Annotated in this window: 13 protein-coding genes, 1 tRNA gene and 1 riboswitch; of the genes, 2 read left to right on the forward strand and 12 right to left on the reverse strand. The window is 49.4% G+C overall.

Going from position 1 to position 12475, the window contains the following annotated elements:
• Nucleotides 1–147 precede the first annotated feature (147 nt).
• The 11 genes from bstA to IPL32_02120 form a co-directional block, all read right to left on the reverse strand.
• Nucleotides 148–675 (reverse strand): bacillithiol transferase BstA, encoded by a 528-nt coding sequence (bstA, locus tag IPL32_02070; protein MBK8464593.1) that lies wholly within the window; start codon nt 673–675, stop codon nt 148–150.
• A gap of 265 nt (nt 676–940) precedes the next feature.
• Nucleotides 941–2308: a replicative DNA helicase gene (dnaB, locus tag IPL32_02075; GenBank protein MBK8464594.1), complete on the reverse strand. Its 1368-nt coding sequence runs from the start codon at nt 2306–2308 to the stop codon at nt 941–943.
• Between the two features lie 192 nt (nt 2309–2500).
• Nucleotides 2501–3103, reverse strand: a complete 603-nt coding sequence (locus IPL32_02080; protein ID MBK8464595.1) for a 50S ribosomal protein L9 — start codon at nt 3101–3103, stop codon at nt 2501–2503.
• Nucleotides 3104–3114: 11 nt separating this feature from the next.
• A complete protein-coding gene (locus IPL32_02085; GenBank protein MBK8464596.1) occupies nt 3115–3375 on the reverse strand; it encodes a 30S ribosomal protein S18 in 261 nt (86 codons plus the stop codon).
• 45 nt (nt 3376–3420) lie between these two features.
• Nucleotides 3421–3822, reverse strand: coding sequence for a 30S ribosomal protein S6 (rpsF, locus tag IPL32_02090; GenBank protein MBK8464597.1), 402 nt, complete (start codon nt 3820–3822; stop codon nt 3421–3423).
• Between the two features lie 27 nt (nt 3823–3849).
• Complete coding sequence (locus IPL32_02095) at nt 3850–4431, reverse strand: aminoacyl-tRNA hydrolase (protein MBK8464598.1); 582 nt, start codon at nt 4429–4431, stop codon at nt 3850–3852.
• A gap of 42 nt (nt 4432–4473) precedes the next feature.
• Nucleotides 4474–5130: a 50S ribosomal protein L25 gene (locus IPL32_02100; GenBank protein MBK8464599.1), complete on the reverse strand. Its 657-nt coding sequence runs from the start codon at nt 5128–5130 to the stop codon at nt 4474–4476.
• A gap of 51 nt (nt 5131–5181) precedes the next feature.
• Entirely contained in the window at nt 5182–6138 is a 957-nt protein-coding gene (locus IPL32_02105; GenBank protein ID MBK8464600.1) for a ribose-phosphate pyrophosphokinase, read from the reverse strand.
• Nucleotides 6139–6247: 109 nt separating this feature from the next.
• Nucleotides 6248–6322, reverse strand: a tRNA-Gln gene (locus IPL32_02110).
• A gap of 31 nt (nt 6323–6353) precedes the next feature.
• On the reverse strand, nt 6354–7253 hold the full coding sequence (gene ispE / locus IPL32_02115; GenBank protein MBK8464601.1) for a 4-(cytidine 5'-diphospho)-2-C-methyl-D-erythritol kinase: 900 nt from the start codon (nt 7251–7253) through the stop codon (nt 6354–6356).
• Between the two features lie 575 nt (nt 7254–7828).
• Nucleotides 7829–8389, reverse strand: a complete 561-nt coding sequence (locus IPL32_02120) for a CAP domain-containing protein (protein MBK8464602.1) — start codon at nt 8387–8389, stop codon at nt 7829–7831.
• Nucleotides 8390–8399: 10 nt separating this feature from the next.
• Nucleotides 8400–8476, reverse strand: a riboswitch (cyclic di-GMP riboswitch).
• Nucleotides 8477–8569: 93 nt separating this feature from the next.
• Between IPL32_02120 and cadA the strand changes: the two genes are divergently transcribed.
• Entirely contained in the window at nt 8570–10927 is a 2358-nt protein-coding gene (gene cadA / locus IPL32_02125) for a cadmium-translocating P-type ATPase (GenBank protein ID MBK8464603.1), read from the forward strand.
• Nucleotides 10928–11015: 88 nt separating this feature from the next.
• Nucleotides 11016–11963: an isoaspartyl peptidase/L-asparaginase gene (locus tag IPL32_02130; protein ID MBK8464604.1), complete on the forward strand. Its 948-nt coding sequence runs from the start codon at nt 11016–11018 to the stop codon at nt 11961–11963.
• Between the two features lie 5 nt (nt 11964–11968).
• On the opposite strand, the gene IPL32_02135 is transcribed toward IPL32_02130, so the two are convergent.
• On the reverse strand, nt 11969–12475 hold the full coding sequence (locus IPL32_02135) for a DUF4304 domain-containing protein (GenBank protein MBK8464605.1): 507 nt from the start codon (nt 12473–12475) through the stop codon (nt 11969–11971).

The raw sequence follows: 12475 nt of genomic DNA on the forward strand, positions 1-12475 counted from the left end.
TCATTTTGCAGTTGTAAGTGATTTATTTTCAGCAGGTTAACTTGTCCGGTCGCCCTTCCGGACAAATCCGGACAACCGGACAAAAAAAAGCGGGCAAAGCCCGCTTTAGATCTGGATATTTGAAAATTTAGTTGGAAGTTGCTTTGCTTACCAGCCCATTCTATCTCTGAGCGATGTAATATGTGCGGTGTGATGTTCGGAGTGCCAGGCGTACAAAGCCAATGCTCCGTCGAGTGTCCAAACTCCTGTTTCGGGGTGAATGAACTCTTTTTGATAGTCGCTGTACGACATTGAATGCAGCAATGCGGTCCAGCGTTCATGAATGGCGTCGATCATCTTCAGAGAGACTTCTACAGGCAGTTTTGCATCAGCGAGCATCGCCCAACGGTCTTCATAGTATGGCCTGATCGTTGGCGGCTCGTCTTCTGTCAACGCGAGCTTAAATCTGATAAGTGAATTGGCGTGACTGTCAGCAACGTGGTGAACGACTTGCCTGATCGTCCATCCGCCGTCTCGATATGGCGTATCAAGCTGCGAGTCATCAAGTCCCTCGACAGCATCACGCAAACGGCTTGGCAGATCGGCAATTGTCGCAATGCGTGCATCGCGCAGCTCCGGCGAAACGCCAAAGTCCATATCAAATTCGCCTATCGGAAAACGCGGGTCTGGTGACATAACTTCAATTCCTGTGGTGATGACCAACGGATGATCGGGATATTCAACGAAGATCCCGTTTTGCGTCGGTGTTATCGGATAATTGAGATATTCTGACATAAACTTCAAGTCGAGTTATAAAAACTCCGCGTATAAAGGCCGCTGTGAAGTTATGTTAAATACCTATTGACTGCTTTTTTCTAGTTTTTTCGTCAGCTTCACGATGTTCGTCAAACTTCAGTTTGGCGATCCGGATCAACAAACTGAAGTTTGTTGATCCGAACCGTTAGCCGCCAAAATAGTTTTCAAATCTCGTAAATTCTCTCAAAAACGCGAGTTTAACTGTACCGGTCGGCCCGTTTCTTTGCTTGGAAATTATCAGTTCGGCGAGGCCTTTGTTTTCTTCGGTTTCCTTGTAATAGTCTTCGCGATAGATGAATGCGACGACATCGGCGTCCTGCTCGATACTGCCAGATTCGCGAAGGTCGGACATCAAGGGCTTCGGCGGATTACGAGCCTCAGGAGCACGCGAAAGCTGCGACAATGCCAGCACAGGCACATCAAGTTCTTTTGCGAGTGCCTTTAATTCGCGTGAGATCTGCGACACTTCCTGCTGACGGTTCTCGCTTCGCCGTGCGCCGGCGCTGCCCATCAATTGCAGGTAGTCGATGACGATCAGATCAAGCTGTTTTTGTTCCGCAGCAAGACGACGAGCTTTTGCACGGATCTCGAGTGCCGAAATGCCGGGCGTGTCGTCGATAAATATTCTCGTGTCCGCGAGCGTGCCTATCGCATTTGCAAGCCGCTCCCATTCGTTGGTCATCAAATGGCCCGTACGGAAACGATGAGCGTTAATGTGAGCTTCGCTCGAGAGCATACGAGTTACAAGCTGCTCTTTCGACATTTCAAGCGAGAACAAAGCAACGACCGCTTTGGAATGAAGTGCAGCGTTTTGAGCGACGGTTAGACAAAGTGCAGTTTTGCCCATCGACGGTCGTCCGGCAACAATGATCAGATCTGTCCGCTGCAACCCTGACGTCATTTCGTCAACTTCGCGAAAACCCGTCGAAAGGCCTGTGATTCCAGTGCTTTCACCGGCAGCACGCTCTTTTACACGAGCGAGAACGCGGTCAGCGACAGGAGCGATCCGCGAAAAGCTCTGCTTTGTTCGAGCCTCAGCGATCTCGAAGATCCTTTGCTCCGCCTTATCGAGTATCACCTCGGCATCGTCCTCTTCGGCAAGTGCCTCGCCGGTGATCGCATTGCATGTGCGGATCAGATTGCGGACAACCGATTTGTCGCGGACGACTTTGACGTATTCCTCGATCTTTGAAAAATGCGGCAGGCCGAATGTCAGATTGGTGATCGTCGTTATGCCGCCGATAGACTCGAACGAGCCTTCTTTCTTTAGCTCTTCGCCGATCAGGATCGGATCGATCTGTCGCTGCTTTTCAAACAGAGCGATCATTGCCGCAAAAACACGGCGATTGAGCGGCGAGTAGAAATCTTCGGGCTTTAAATGCTCAACAGCCTCGGCAATAACAGCATTATCGAGCAAAATCGCACCGAGGATCACGCGCTCGCTTTCCTCGCTCGATGGCAGAGGTTTTTCGAGATATTGCTCTCGTCGATTGTCGGGAAATACGCTTGCCATTTGCTGAGAAACTATTGTGAGTGAAGCTAATTTTAGCCACAAAAAACGGCCTTGTCTAAAGGCCGTGATCGAAAGTTGGTAAGTCTAAATAAAGTGGATATTTACGAAATGCAAAAAAGAATTAACCACTAAAAATCACTAAATCACACAAAACTTTTTCGTGTTCTCTTTAGTGAAATTTCGTGGTTTAAATTATTCCGCCGTCGTAGGCTCTTCCGTTTCCGTCGAAGACTCTTCGACTGCAGGAGACGTTTCCTCCGCCGGAACCTCGGCCTTTGCTTCTTCAGGCGCGTCTTCCTTTTTCGCCTTTTTCTCTTTGACTGGCTTCTCAGGCATTTCGCCGCCCTCAGCAGTCACAGTGACTGGCAAAGACAGCAGAACGTCGCGGTAAAGCTTAACGTTGACCGTGAATTCGCCGGTTTCCTTGATCGCGTCTTTGAGAATGATCTTGCGGCGGTCGATCTCATAGCCTTTGGCCTGAAGCCCTTCGGCAATGTCCATCGAAGTGACCGAACCAAAGAGCGTTCCATGATCGCCGGCCTTACGTTCGAATTCAAGCGTAATGCTCGCCATCTGATCGCGCTGTGCTTCGGCGGTTGCCTTATCGGCAGCAGCTCTTTTCAGAAGCGCGGCACGTTCCTGTTCGATCTGTTTAATATTGCCCTTAGTAGCGAGAGTCGCTAAACCTTGCGGCAACAGATAGTTGCGAGCATAACCCGCCCTTACCTTTACCAGATCTCCGCGTCCGCCAAGATTATCGATCTCTTCGCGTAATAAAATTGTTGTATTCGCCATGATAAATTCTCCTAGTCTGCTACAAACGGCAGGATTGCCATTGAGCGGGCACGTTTGATCGCCTTAGCTATGCGGCGCTGGTCTTTAGCTGTGATGCCCGAAATTCGGCGCGGCATGATCTTGCCGCGTTCTGGAATGAACTGCCTCAGCAGATCGACATCCTTCCAATCGACGTAATCCGGCACCACATTGCGAGCCCGGCGGCGTTGAAATCTTCGCGGGCGGTCACCAATGACGTCTTCACCAACGCCGAAACCGCCTCTGTCATCCATTATTTCCAATTCATCTTCTGCCATAATTTTCTCCTGGTGAACTATTTACGCCTCAGCGGTCGCCTCTGTTGTTTCTTCTGACGACTGACGGAATCTTGCACGTTTTTCAGCACGAGCTTCACGCTTCGTGCGGATCTTGTCCGCCTTCTTGCGGTCTTCGTCCACGCGGACCGTGATGTAACGCATGACCATGTCGTTGACACGCATGCGTCGCTCAAGCTCAGCGATCTCCTGGCCGGTACCGTTGATCTCAAAGAGCACATAATGCCCTTCTTTCTTCTTTTCGATCGGGTAAGCAAGGGTTTTCATGCCGATGTCGTCCATGCGAACGACTTCGCCGCCTTCCTTCTCGATCAATTTTCCGACGGCGTCGTTCAATTTTTCGATCTTCTCGGCATCCGTTTCCGGATTGACGATATACATTACTTCATATGTTCTGTTTGCCATAAATGCTCCCTCGCGCTCGCTATTTCATCAATTAAATCTTGCCATTGCCGCCTCGACACCATCAGAAACGATGGAACGCACAGCGTCGGCAGATCTATCCAATATTTTTTCAAGTGTTTCAGAATCGCCTTTTGCGAATTTCTCCAAAACAAACCTCGCTGCATCACCTATTTGATGCTCCGGCTGAATTCCGATTCTCAGCCTTATAAAATCCTGCGTACTTAAACGTTCTATGATCGATCTCAGGCCATTCTGTCCGCCGTGCGTTCCTTTTGGCCGAATTCTGATCGAGCCAAAAGGCAAAGCAAGATCATCCGAAATTACTATCAATCTCTCGATCGATCTTTCCTCTTTCGCGATCAGGCAACTGACCGCTTCGCCGCTCAAATTCATGTACGTCTGCGGCTTGGCCAGTTCGATCACTTGATTGTCAATAATGCCTCGGCCAATCAGCGATCTGCACTCTTCACGCTTGATCTGCGTCTGCATTTGCGATGCGAGCAGATCGACGAGCATAAATCCTAGATTGTGCCGCGTCTTCGCATATTCCGGGCCTGGATTACCAAGCCCGACGATCAACCAGTTCTGAGTTCCAACTTCAGTTGGCATTTTTCAAAATTAAACCAACAAAAGTTGGAACTCGAAACTTTATTACGTATCTTCGCCGCCTTCAGGTGCTGCTTCAGGCTTTTCGCCGGCAACCTCAGGCTGAGCACCTTCCTCTATCTGTGGCTCAAGAACTGCTTCCTCAACCGTAACGACCGAAGCGACAACAGTTTCCGGTGCCAGAGCGATCTCAATTCCCGCACCGACAACAAGATCGGAAACGTGCAGAGATTGCCCTGCCTCGAGATTTGTCACATCCACGTCTATCGAATCCGGCGTATTGGCCGGTTCGCAGAGCACCTTGATCTCACGCATTGCCTGAGTGAGAACGGCACCAACGTCTTGAAGCCCCACAGCGTGGCCAGTCAAACGGATCGGAACTGTCATTTCGATCTTCTCGCCCTTTGCAAATCTGCGAAGATCGGCATGGATGAGACGCCCTTTGACCGCGTCGATCTGACGGTCTTGAAAAATAACGTCATGAATGCCTTCGCCCGCGACATCAAGTGCAAACACTGTATTGACACTAGTTTCGGTGCGAATGATCGCGGCGAGATCTTTTAGCGAAACAGTAGCAGACATGCTCTCCGAACCTCCGCCATAGACAACGACAGGTATCTTGCCATCGACACGCAGACGACGGGCATGGCCCTTGCCACGCGTTTCACGCTTTTCAGCTTTTACAACAATTTTTTCAGCCATAACTTTTCTCTCAAATCCTAATTTCAAATCTGAAATCTTCTTTCCGAAACTCTATATAAATAAAGACGATACACTCGTTTCATCGTGTATCGATTTGATCGCAGAAGCCAACAGCTTTGCGACGCTTAGAACCTCTATCTTTCCGCCTTCGACAAGCGGCATTCCGTTGTCGCGGATCGGTATCGTGTTGGTCACAATAACCTTTTTCAAATACGAACCGGTAATATTCTCAACCGCTTTCCCTGAAAGCACACCATGCGTGAAGCACGCAATAACCTCATTAGCACCGGCTTTGTGCAGAGCCTCAGCAACCTTGCAGATCGTGCCGCCGGTATCGCACATGTCGTCGATTATCAAACAATTCTTGCCCCGAACGTCACCAACGATATTCATTACATCGGCTTCGTTCGCACGTTCTCTTCGCTTGTCGCAAAGAGCGAGGCCGGCCTTCAATCGTTTTGCATATGCACGGGCACGTTCCGCACCGCCCGTGTCAGGAGCAACTACGATCAGATTCTCGATCGGATTCGCCTTAAAATACTCGACCACTATCGGAGCGGCGTAAAGGTGATCCACCGGAATGTCAAAAAACCCTTGTATCTGCGATGCATGCAGATCTATTGTCAAAACCCTCTCGGCTCCCGCCGTCGTGATCAGATTGGCAACCAGTTTTGCCGTGATCGGCACACGCGGACGGTCTTTCTTGTCCGCACGGGCATACCCAAAATATGGGATCACAGCAGTTACGCGTTCGGCCGATGCCCGGACAAAGGTGTCGATCATTATCAACAGTTCCATCAAGTGCCGGTCTGTCGGCGGACAAGTCGGCTGAACGATAAATACGTCATGGCCGCGTACATTCTCGCCGATCTGGAAGTTGAACTCGTCGTCCGAAAACCGATCTGTACTGGCCTTTCCAAGTTCGCAGTCCAGGTAGCCACATATTTCCTCGGCCAACGCAGGGTGTGCATTGCCCGAAAATACCTTGATCTTGCCAGTGACGCTCATAAGTGTTCAACAAACTTCAGTGTGTTGATAGCCCAACGCGACAAACTAAAGTTTGTCGAACAAAATAGAAAACGGACAACCCGCTGAGGCTGTCCGTTCGATTCATAATTGGCTGGGGCGGGAGGACTCGAACCTACGAATGCCGGATCCAAAGACCGGTGCCTTACCACTTGGCTACGCCCCAATGCGAATTAAAGAAACGACTCGGAAACAACCTAACTACCTTGCAATTGCATGGCTTCGCGATACGATGAACGCGACACGGTTGATACGGCAAACTTTCGCCAGTTGACCTCGCGGTCAAGGGCTTTTTTAGCAGTTTGCCATGTCTCTTCTTTGTCAAATATTGCGAAGACGCTCGCTCCGCTGCCGCTCATTGCGGCATTTACTGCTCCAAGGTCAAGCAGAGTCGTTTTAACTCGCTCGATCTCAGGAAAAGCGCTGAATACGCTCTTTTCAAAATCATTTTTCAATGCCGAATGCCTTAAATCAAATGATTCAGCTTCCAAACGGCAAACTGAGAGATTATGTTCTGCCGCCTCATTTGTCAAGGTCTCAGCCTCGATCTTGCTAAAGGCTACGCGCGTAGAGACTCGCACTTTCGGCGTAGCAATAAGCATAAATTCGCCGTGCACATCACTAATCGGCTCGATTATTTCGCCTCGCCCCGTGCCTATCGCCGTTCCGCCGTGCAAGAAGAAAGGGGTGTCCGAACCGAGTTCTGACGCTATTTCTTGCAGGTCATTACAATTGCAGTCGATCTGCCAAAGCCTCTTCAGGCCGATCAAGGCGACGGCCGCATTTGATGATCCGCCGCCGAGTCCGCCCGGAGTCGGGATTCGTTTTTCGAGATGAATCGCGGCTCCCTTTTTAATATCGAAACGTTGCTGCAATGCTTTCGCCGCTTTGATCACCAGATTTCGCTCATCGGTCGGAAGATATTTGAGATTGGATGTCAACGTCAATCCATTGCTCATCTCAAACGTCAAAGAGTCATGCAGCGAAACCGTCTGGAAAACCGTGAAAAGCTCATGAAAACTATCTTCGCGTTTTCCTAGGATGCGAAGCGTCCAATTGATCTTGGCAAACGACGGTAATGTAAATGCGGGCAGCATTGTTTTTAGGATAAACCATCATCGCCGCTGTTTCGATTTTTCAGACACCCACTTATGATTTTGTACTACCGTCCCGGCATAATTTGTTCTGCTTGTCCGGTCTTGTCCGGTACAGCGACCGGACAACGTAACTCACTGTGCTTATTATGGTTACAGGGTCAAATTTGGCTTGTCCGGCGAATATTGCAAAAAAATAATTCAACGTAAGACAAAATCCGCAACTTATTATAAATAATCGGCTTATGCTGATTGACGTCATTCGGAATGAGCGGTCAACGACCGGACAAATCATATACGTCGTTCCGTTGTCCCAAGAGTTTTTTTGGCTTGTAACCTGCCATCCGCTGTTTCACGCAGCTTCCCTTAGTTTTCAAACAGCAACAATCGTTGAACTTAACGATCCCGACTCAACGTAGCGCAATTCGAGGCAAATTGGAATACCAACTATTTCTATTTTGACGTCACTTTCTTAAAAGCACCGCGACTTCCCGAGTAGTACGTAAATTTCGGCTAGTTGTTCGAGGGTAGTAACCCTGTCGCCATCGCACAGAACTAAATTACAAGTGTGATTGCTCTTATTTTGTAAGAAAAACTTGTGTAAGGTAATATTCACCGTCTGCCGTAACGGCAATGCCGACTGCGGTTTCTTTCCAGTTGCTGTCGAGGAGATTTCGTCGATGCGATGCAGAATCGAGCCAAAGCTCTACTGCCCGGCCTATCGGATCTTGATAACCGCGATTAAATGCAATGTTCTCGCCGATCGCACGCCATTTTGTTAGCCCTTCGGCATCGGCACGGTCGCTGACCATTTTATTATCGAGCCCTCGATGGCTGAAAAACTTGAATTTAGCCATGTTCTGCGAATGCATACGAGCGACTGATGCAAGTTGGTCGTTCCACGAGAGCGGCTGCAGGCCATTTGCTACTCGTTTTTGATTGAGCAAGTCAAACGCAGTCCGTTCGAGTGAAACGGTATTGACGATCACCGACGATTCGACACCCGAAGACTTGGGCTGAACAATTCGCGGACGGCCAAGATTGGTCGAGGCTGTAGTTTGAAAATTATTGGTTTGGGCAAACGAATTGATCGCCAGAGCGGCAAACATGCCCACGAAAATGAATAGTTTTTTCTGCATTAGACCTCACTTCGGCAGCCGGACGATCCCGTTTTTAAGATTCTCGGCTTTGCGCTTGCCCTTTAACGGCAATTGCCTTTTCGGTTAAGGCGGCAAAACAACATAGTTTTACCAAGTTAAACATACTACTATTCGGAGCTTTTTACCAGAAAAATCGAGACTGTGCGATAAAATGATTTTATGCAGCAACCGTTAGTTTCCCTTGGACGAAAACGCGACGAACCACCGACTCCCGAACCGCACGTTGATCCCGTTTGTAAAATGTTCGTCCTGCCCGAGAGTGCTGCGGCGACTTACGATCACAACGGCGAAAAATACTACTTCTGCATGACCGGCTGCCGAGAGAAATTTGCCGCCGATCCACAGAGATTTTTGTCAGAACCACCTGCGGTAGCCGGTGGTTTTACGCCGGACAGATTTCAACCACCCGCTACCGCAGGTGGTTCTGACGTGGAATACACCTGTCCGATGCATCCAGAGATCATCCAAATCGGTCCAGGAAGCTGTCCGATCTGCGGAATGGCTTTGGAACCAAAAGAAATTTCGCTCGATGACGGGCCTGACCCGGAATTTCTCGATATGAAGCGACGTTTCGCGATTACCGCGATCTTGACGCTGCCAATTTTTGTTTTGGCGATGGGTGAGATGTTTTCATCATTCCATTCGCTTGTCTCGCCAAGTAACTCGCTCTGGATACAATTCGTTCTTGCTACGCCCGTTGTTCTCTGGGGCGGATTCCCTTTTTTCCAAAGAGCTGTCGCATCTATCAAAAACGCCAGCCCGAATATGTTCACGCTAATCGCCATCGGAACGAGCGCTGCATATTTATTAAGTCTGGCGGCAATGTTTCTGCCGCATATATTTCCGGCGTCGATGCGTGATATGCATTCCGGACTTGTTCCCGGATATTTTGAATCAGCCGCAGTTATCACTACATTGGTTTTGCTCGGGCAGGTTTTGGAATTGAGCGCTCGTTCGCAAACATCTTCGGCAATAAAGGAACTGCTCCGCCTTGCTCCGGAAACGGCGACCGTAATTCGTGAAGACGGCGGCGACGAGGTCATCGATCTAAAACACGTTCACGTCGGCCAGATGCTTCGCGTCAAAGCCAATGAAAAAGTTCCAACCGATGGCGAGATCGTTGAGGGCGAAACGTCCATTGATGAATCAATGGTCACCGGCGAATCGATGCCGGTCGAAAAATCGGCCGGAAGCAAAGTCATCGGCGGCACGATCAACGGTAATCGTTCGTTTACGATGCAGGCAGAAAAAGTCGGCAGCGAAACTTTGCTTGCCCAGATAGTAAAAATGGTCGGCGAAGCCCAACGCAGCCGAGCGCCGATTCAGCGGCTCGCCGATATTGTCTCGTCATATTTTGTTCCGGCGGTTTTCATCGTAGCGATCATCGCATTTATCATTTGGCTCATCGTCGGCAGTTTCGCTTCGGCAATCGTCGCAGCAGTATCTGTTTTGATAATTGCCTGCCCATGCGCACTCGGCCTCGCAACGCCAATGTCCATAATGGTCGGCACCGGCCATGGCGCGAAAAACGGTGTCCTTATAAAAAAGGCCGAGGCACTAGAAACATTGGAAAAGGTCGATACGCTCGTCATCGACAAAACCGGCACGCTTACCGAAGGCAAGCCGGCGATCACCCAAATAAAGATCAGTGCTCCAACGCTCCAACTTGGCGAGGACGCCGAGTCAGAGAACGAGATCGTTCAACTTGCAGCGTCGGTAGAACGCCACAGTGAACATCCGCTCGCATCGGCGGTGGTCGCAGAGGCATTTGTCCGAAATCTGGAACTTCTGGATGTTATGGATTTCAGATCGGAAACGGGTGTCGGAGTCAGCGGCTATATAAATGGAAGAAAGATCTTCGTCGGCAGGCCTGTCTTTGCTGATAGCGTTCGGTTGCCGGCTGGGCGAGCCAATCTCGAAGTGACGATAGACGGACGTTCCGCCGCGATCTTTAAAGTCGCTGACGCACTCAAGGCATCGGCATCAGAAGCTATCAAGAACCTGAAACAACAAGGTATTCAAATCATAATGATGACGGGCGATGATCGCTCGACTGCGGAGGCAATCGGACGTGAGGTCGGTATCGATCAGGTTTTCTCAGAAGTGATGCCACAGGACAAAGCGGCAAAGATCATAGAGTTGCAATCGCAAGGCAAGATCGTTGCGATGGCAGGTGACGGCGTGAACGACGCTCCTGCATTGGCTCAAGCAGATGTTGGAATTGCTTTTGCCAGCGGCACTGACGTTGCCATCGAGTCCGCAGATATCACGCTGCTAAAACCCGATCTCGACGGCATCCTGAAAGCGAGAAACCTGAGCCGCGCGACGATGAAAAACATCCGGCAGAATTTGTTTTTTGCATTTATTTACAATATCGTCGGCGTTCCGATCGCGGCAGGAGTGTTATTTCCGTTTGTCGGCATTTTGCTTTCGCCAATGATCGCCAGCGCCGCGATGACATTCAGTTCTGTGTCAGTGATTCTTAATGCACTCAGACTCCGAAAGATAAAAATTTAACCACAGAGAACACAGAGTGCACTGAGATCACTGAGAAAATATTTTTATGTCTCCGTGGTCTCTGTGTTCTCTGTGGTAAATTCTTCTTATGAAACCAACACTTGCGATTCACGGCGGAGCAGGCACAATCCTTAAATCACAGTTGACACCTGCGCTCGAAGCGGAATATCGCAACGGTCTCGAAGATGCGTTGAAGACAGGCTGGGAAATTCTCAAGCGTGGCGGCAGTTCGCTCGATGCTGTTGAAGCGGCGGTTTGCTCGCTGGAAGATTTTCCGCTGTTCAATGCCGGACGCGGTTCGGTCTTTACGCACGAAGGCACTCAGGAAATGGACGCGTCGATAATGGACGGCAAGGCTTTAAGAGCCGGTGCTGTCGCTGCGGTAAAAAATGTTAAGAATCCTGTCCATCTCGCTCGCCTTGTAATGGAGAAGACCGAACACATTTTGCTCTCGGGCGAAGGTGCCAATCAATTCGCCGAGCAGATCGGCGTGGCGATGGAACCAGACGAATATTTCTTCACCGAACACCGCTGGCTGCAGCTACAAGAAGCCCTCGCCGCAGGACGTATTCAACTGGATCACGCCGTGTCAGAACCGCCTGCGGTAGCGGGTGGTGTAACAGGCAAACCACTTGGCACAGTCGGTGCAGTGGCGTGTGATAAGAATGGAAACCTGGCAGCCGCAACTTCAACTGGCGGCATGACCAACAAAAAATTTGGCCGCGTCGGCGATACTCCAATGATCGGGGCCGGAACCTATGCAGACGAAACGTGTGCCGTCTCATGCACCGGCCACGGCGAATACTTCATGCTCGGCTCTACCGCTTTCGATGTCGCCGCTCGGATGAAATATAAAGGTTTGAATCTTGAAGACGCCGCCCAAGAAACGATCGACCGCTTAACCCAAATCAAAGGCGAAGGCGGCCTGATCGCAGTCGATACTCAAGGCAACGTAACAATGCCGTTCAATTCAGAAGGCATGTATAGGGGATTTGTCATCTCATCTAGAAATTTCTCAGTTGAGATATATCACTAATTGACTTACAGTGATGGAAATTCTTTGATCATCCGCGTAAGGTGCTCATGCCAAAAGGGCACATCTTTAACAAAATTCATCCAATCTTCCAAAGACTCTAAGCGGTGCAAATTTGGAAGAATTTCATTTTCCAGATCAACGGAAAACTCTTTGGTGAACCTATCTAACTCGGTTGAATCGGTTATCAAATAACCCAACCAACCTTGATGAAATGGTTGTTTTCGACGAGCCTCGGAAAGGAATGAGTCTTCACGATGATGAACTGTGATATCAAAATATGAGGCCTTTCGCTTTTTGGGATCGCTAAGTGTTGATGTTAAAGCGGGTCCAATATTTAGGCAAAAGCTTAACCTGTTTCTAGAGTTCCATTGGGAATTTTGTAAATTTATCACGAAGAAAAAATCTCTACTTTCTCGCCACCACGTATTTCCTGACGTTCGATATCCATTCTCTTTCAGGGCTGCTTTGAGGTAATTAGAAATGAATTCCTTTTGCTTGTCTTTCGCATTCAT

The organism is Chloracidobacterium sp. (assembly GCA_016711345.1).
Lineage (GTDB): Bacteria > Acidobacteriota > Blastocatellia > Pyrinomonadales > Pyrinomonadaceae > OLB17.

Bases quoted from the DNA above. Each gene is read 5' to 3' on its own strand.
- IPL32_02130 (MBK8464604.1), top strand. From the start codon at position 11,016: ATGAAACCAACACTTGCGATTCACGGCGGAGCAGGCACAATCCTTAAA.
- IPL32_02100 (MBK8464599.1), bottom strand. From the start codon at position 5,130: ATGGCTGAAAAAATTGTTGTAAAAGCTGAAAAGCGTGAAACGCGTGGC.
- IPL32_02120 (MBK8464602.1), bottom strand. From the start codon at position 8,389: ATGCAGAAAAAACTATTCATTTTCGTGGGCATGTTTGCCGCTCTGGCG.
- IPL32_02105 (MBK8464600.1), bottom strand. From the start codon at position 6,138: ATGAGCGTCACTGGCAAGATCAAGGTATTTTCGGGCAATGCACACCCT.
- dnaB (MBK8464594.1), bottom strand. From the start codon at position 2,308: ATGGCAAGCGTATTTCCCGACAATCGACGAGAGCAATATCTCGAAAAA.
- rpsF (MBK8464597.1), bottom strand. From the start codon at position 3,822: ATGGCAAACAGAACATATGAAGTAATGTATATCGTCAATCCGGAAACG.
- IPL32_02085 (MBK8464596.1), bottom strand. From the start codon at position 3,375: ATGGATGACAGAGGCGGTTTCGGCGTTGGTGAAGACGTCATTGGTGAC.
- ispE (MBK8464601.1), bottom strand. From the start codon at position 7,253: ATGCTGCCCGCATTTACATTACCGTCGTTTGCCAAGATCAATTGGACG.
- IPL32_02080 (MBK8464595.1), bottom strand. From the start codon at position 3,103: ATGGCGAATACAACAATTTTATTACGCGAAGAGATCGATAATCTTGGC.
- IPL32_02135 (MBK8464605.1), bottom strand. From the start codon at position 12,475: ATGAATGCGAAAGACAAGCAAAAGGAATTCATTTCTAATTACCTCAAA.
- cadA (MBK8464603.1), top strand. From the start codon at position 8,570: ATGCAGCAACCGTTAGTTTCCCTTGGACGAAAACGCGACGAACCACCG.
- IPL32_02095 (MBK8464598.1), bottom strand. From the start codon at position 4,431: ATGCCAACTGAAGTTGGAACTCAGAACTGGTTGATCGTCGGGCTTGGT.
- bstA (MBK8464593.1), bottom strand. From the start codon at position 675: ATGTCACCAGACCCGCGTTTTCCGATAGGCGAATTTGATATGGACTTT.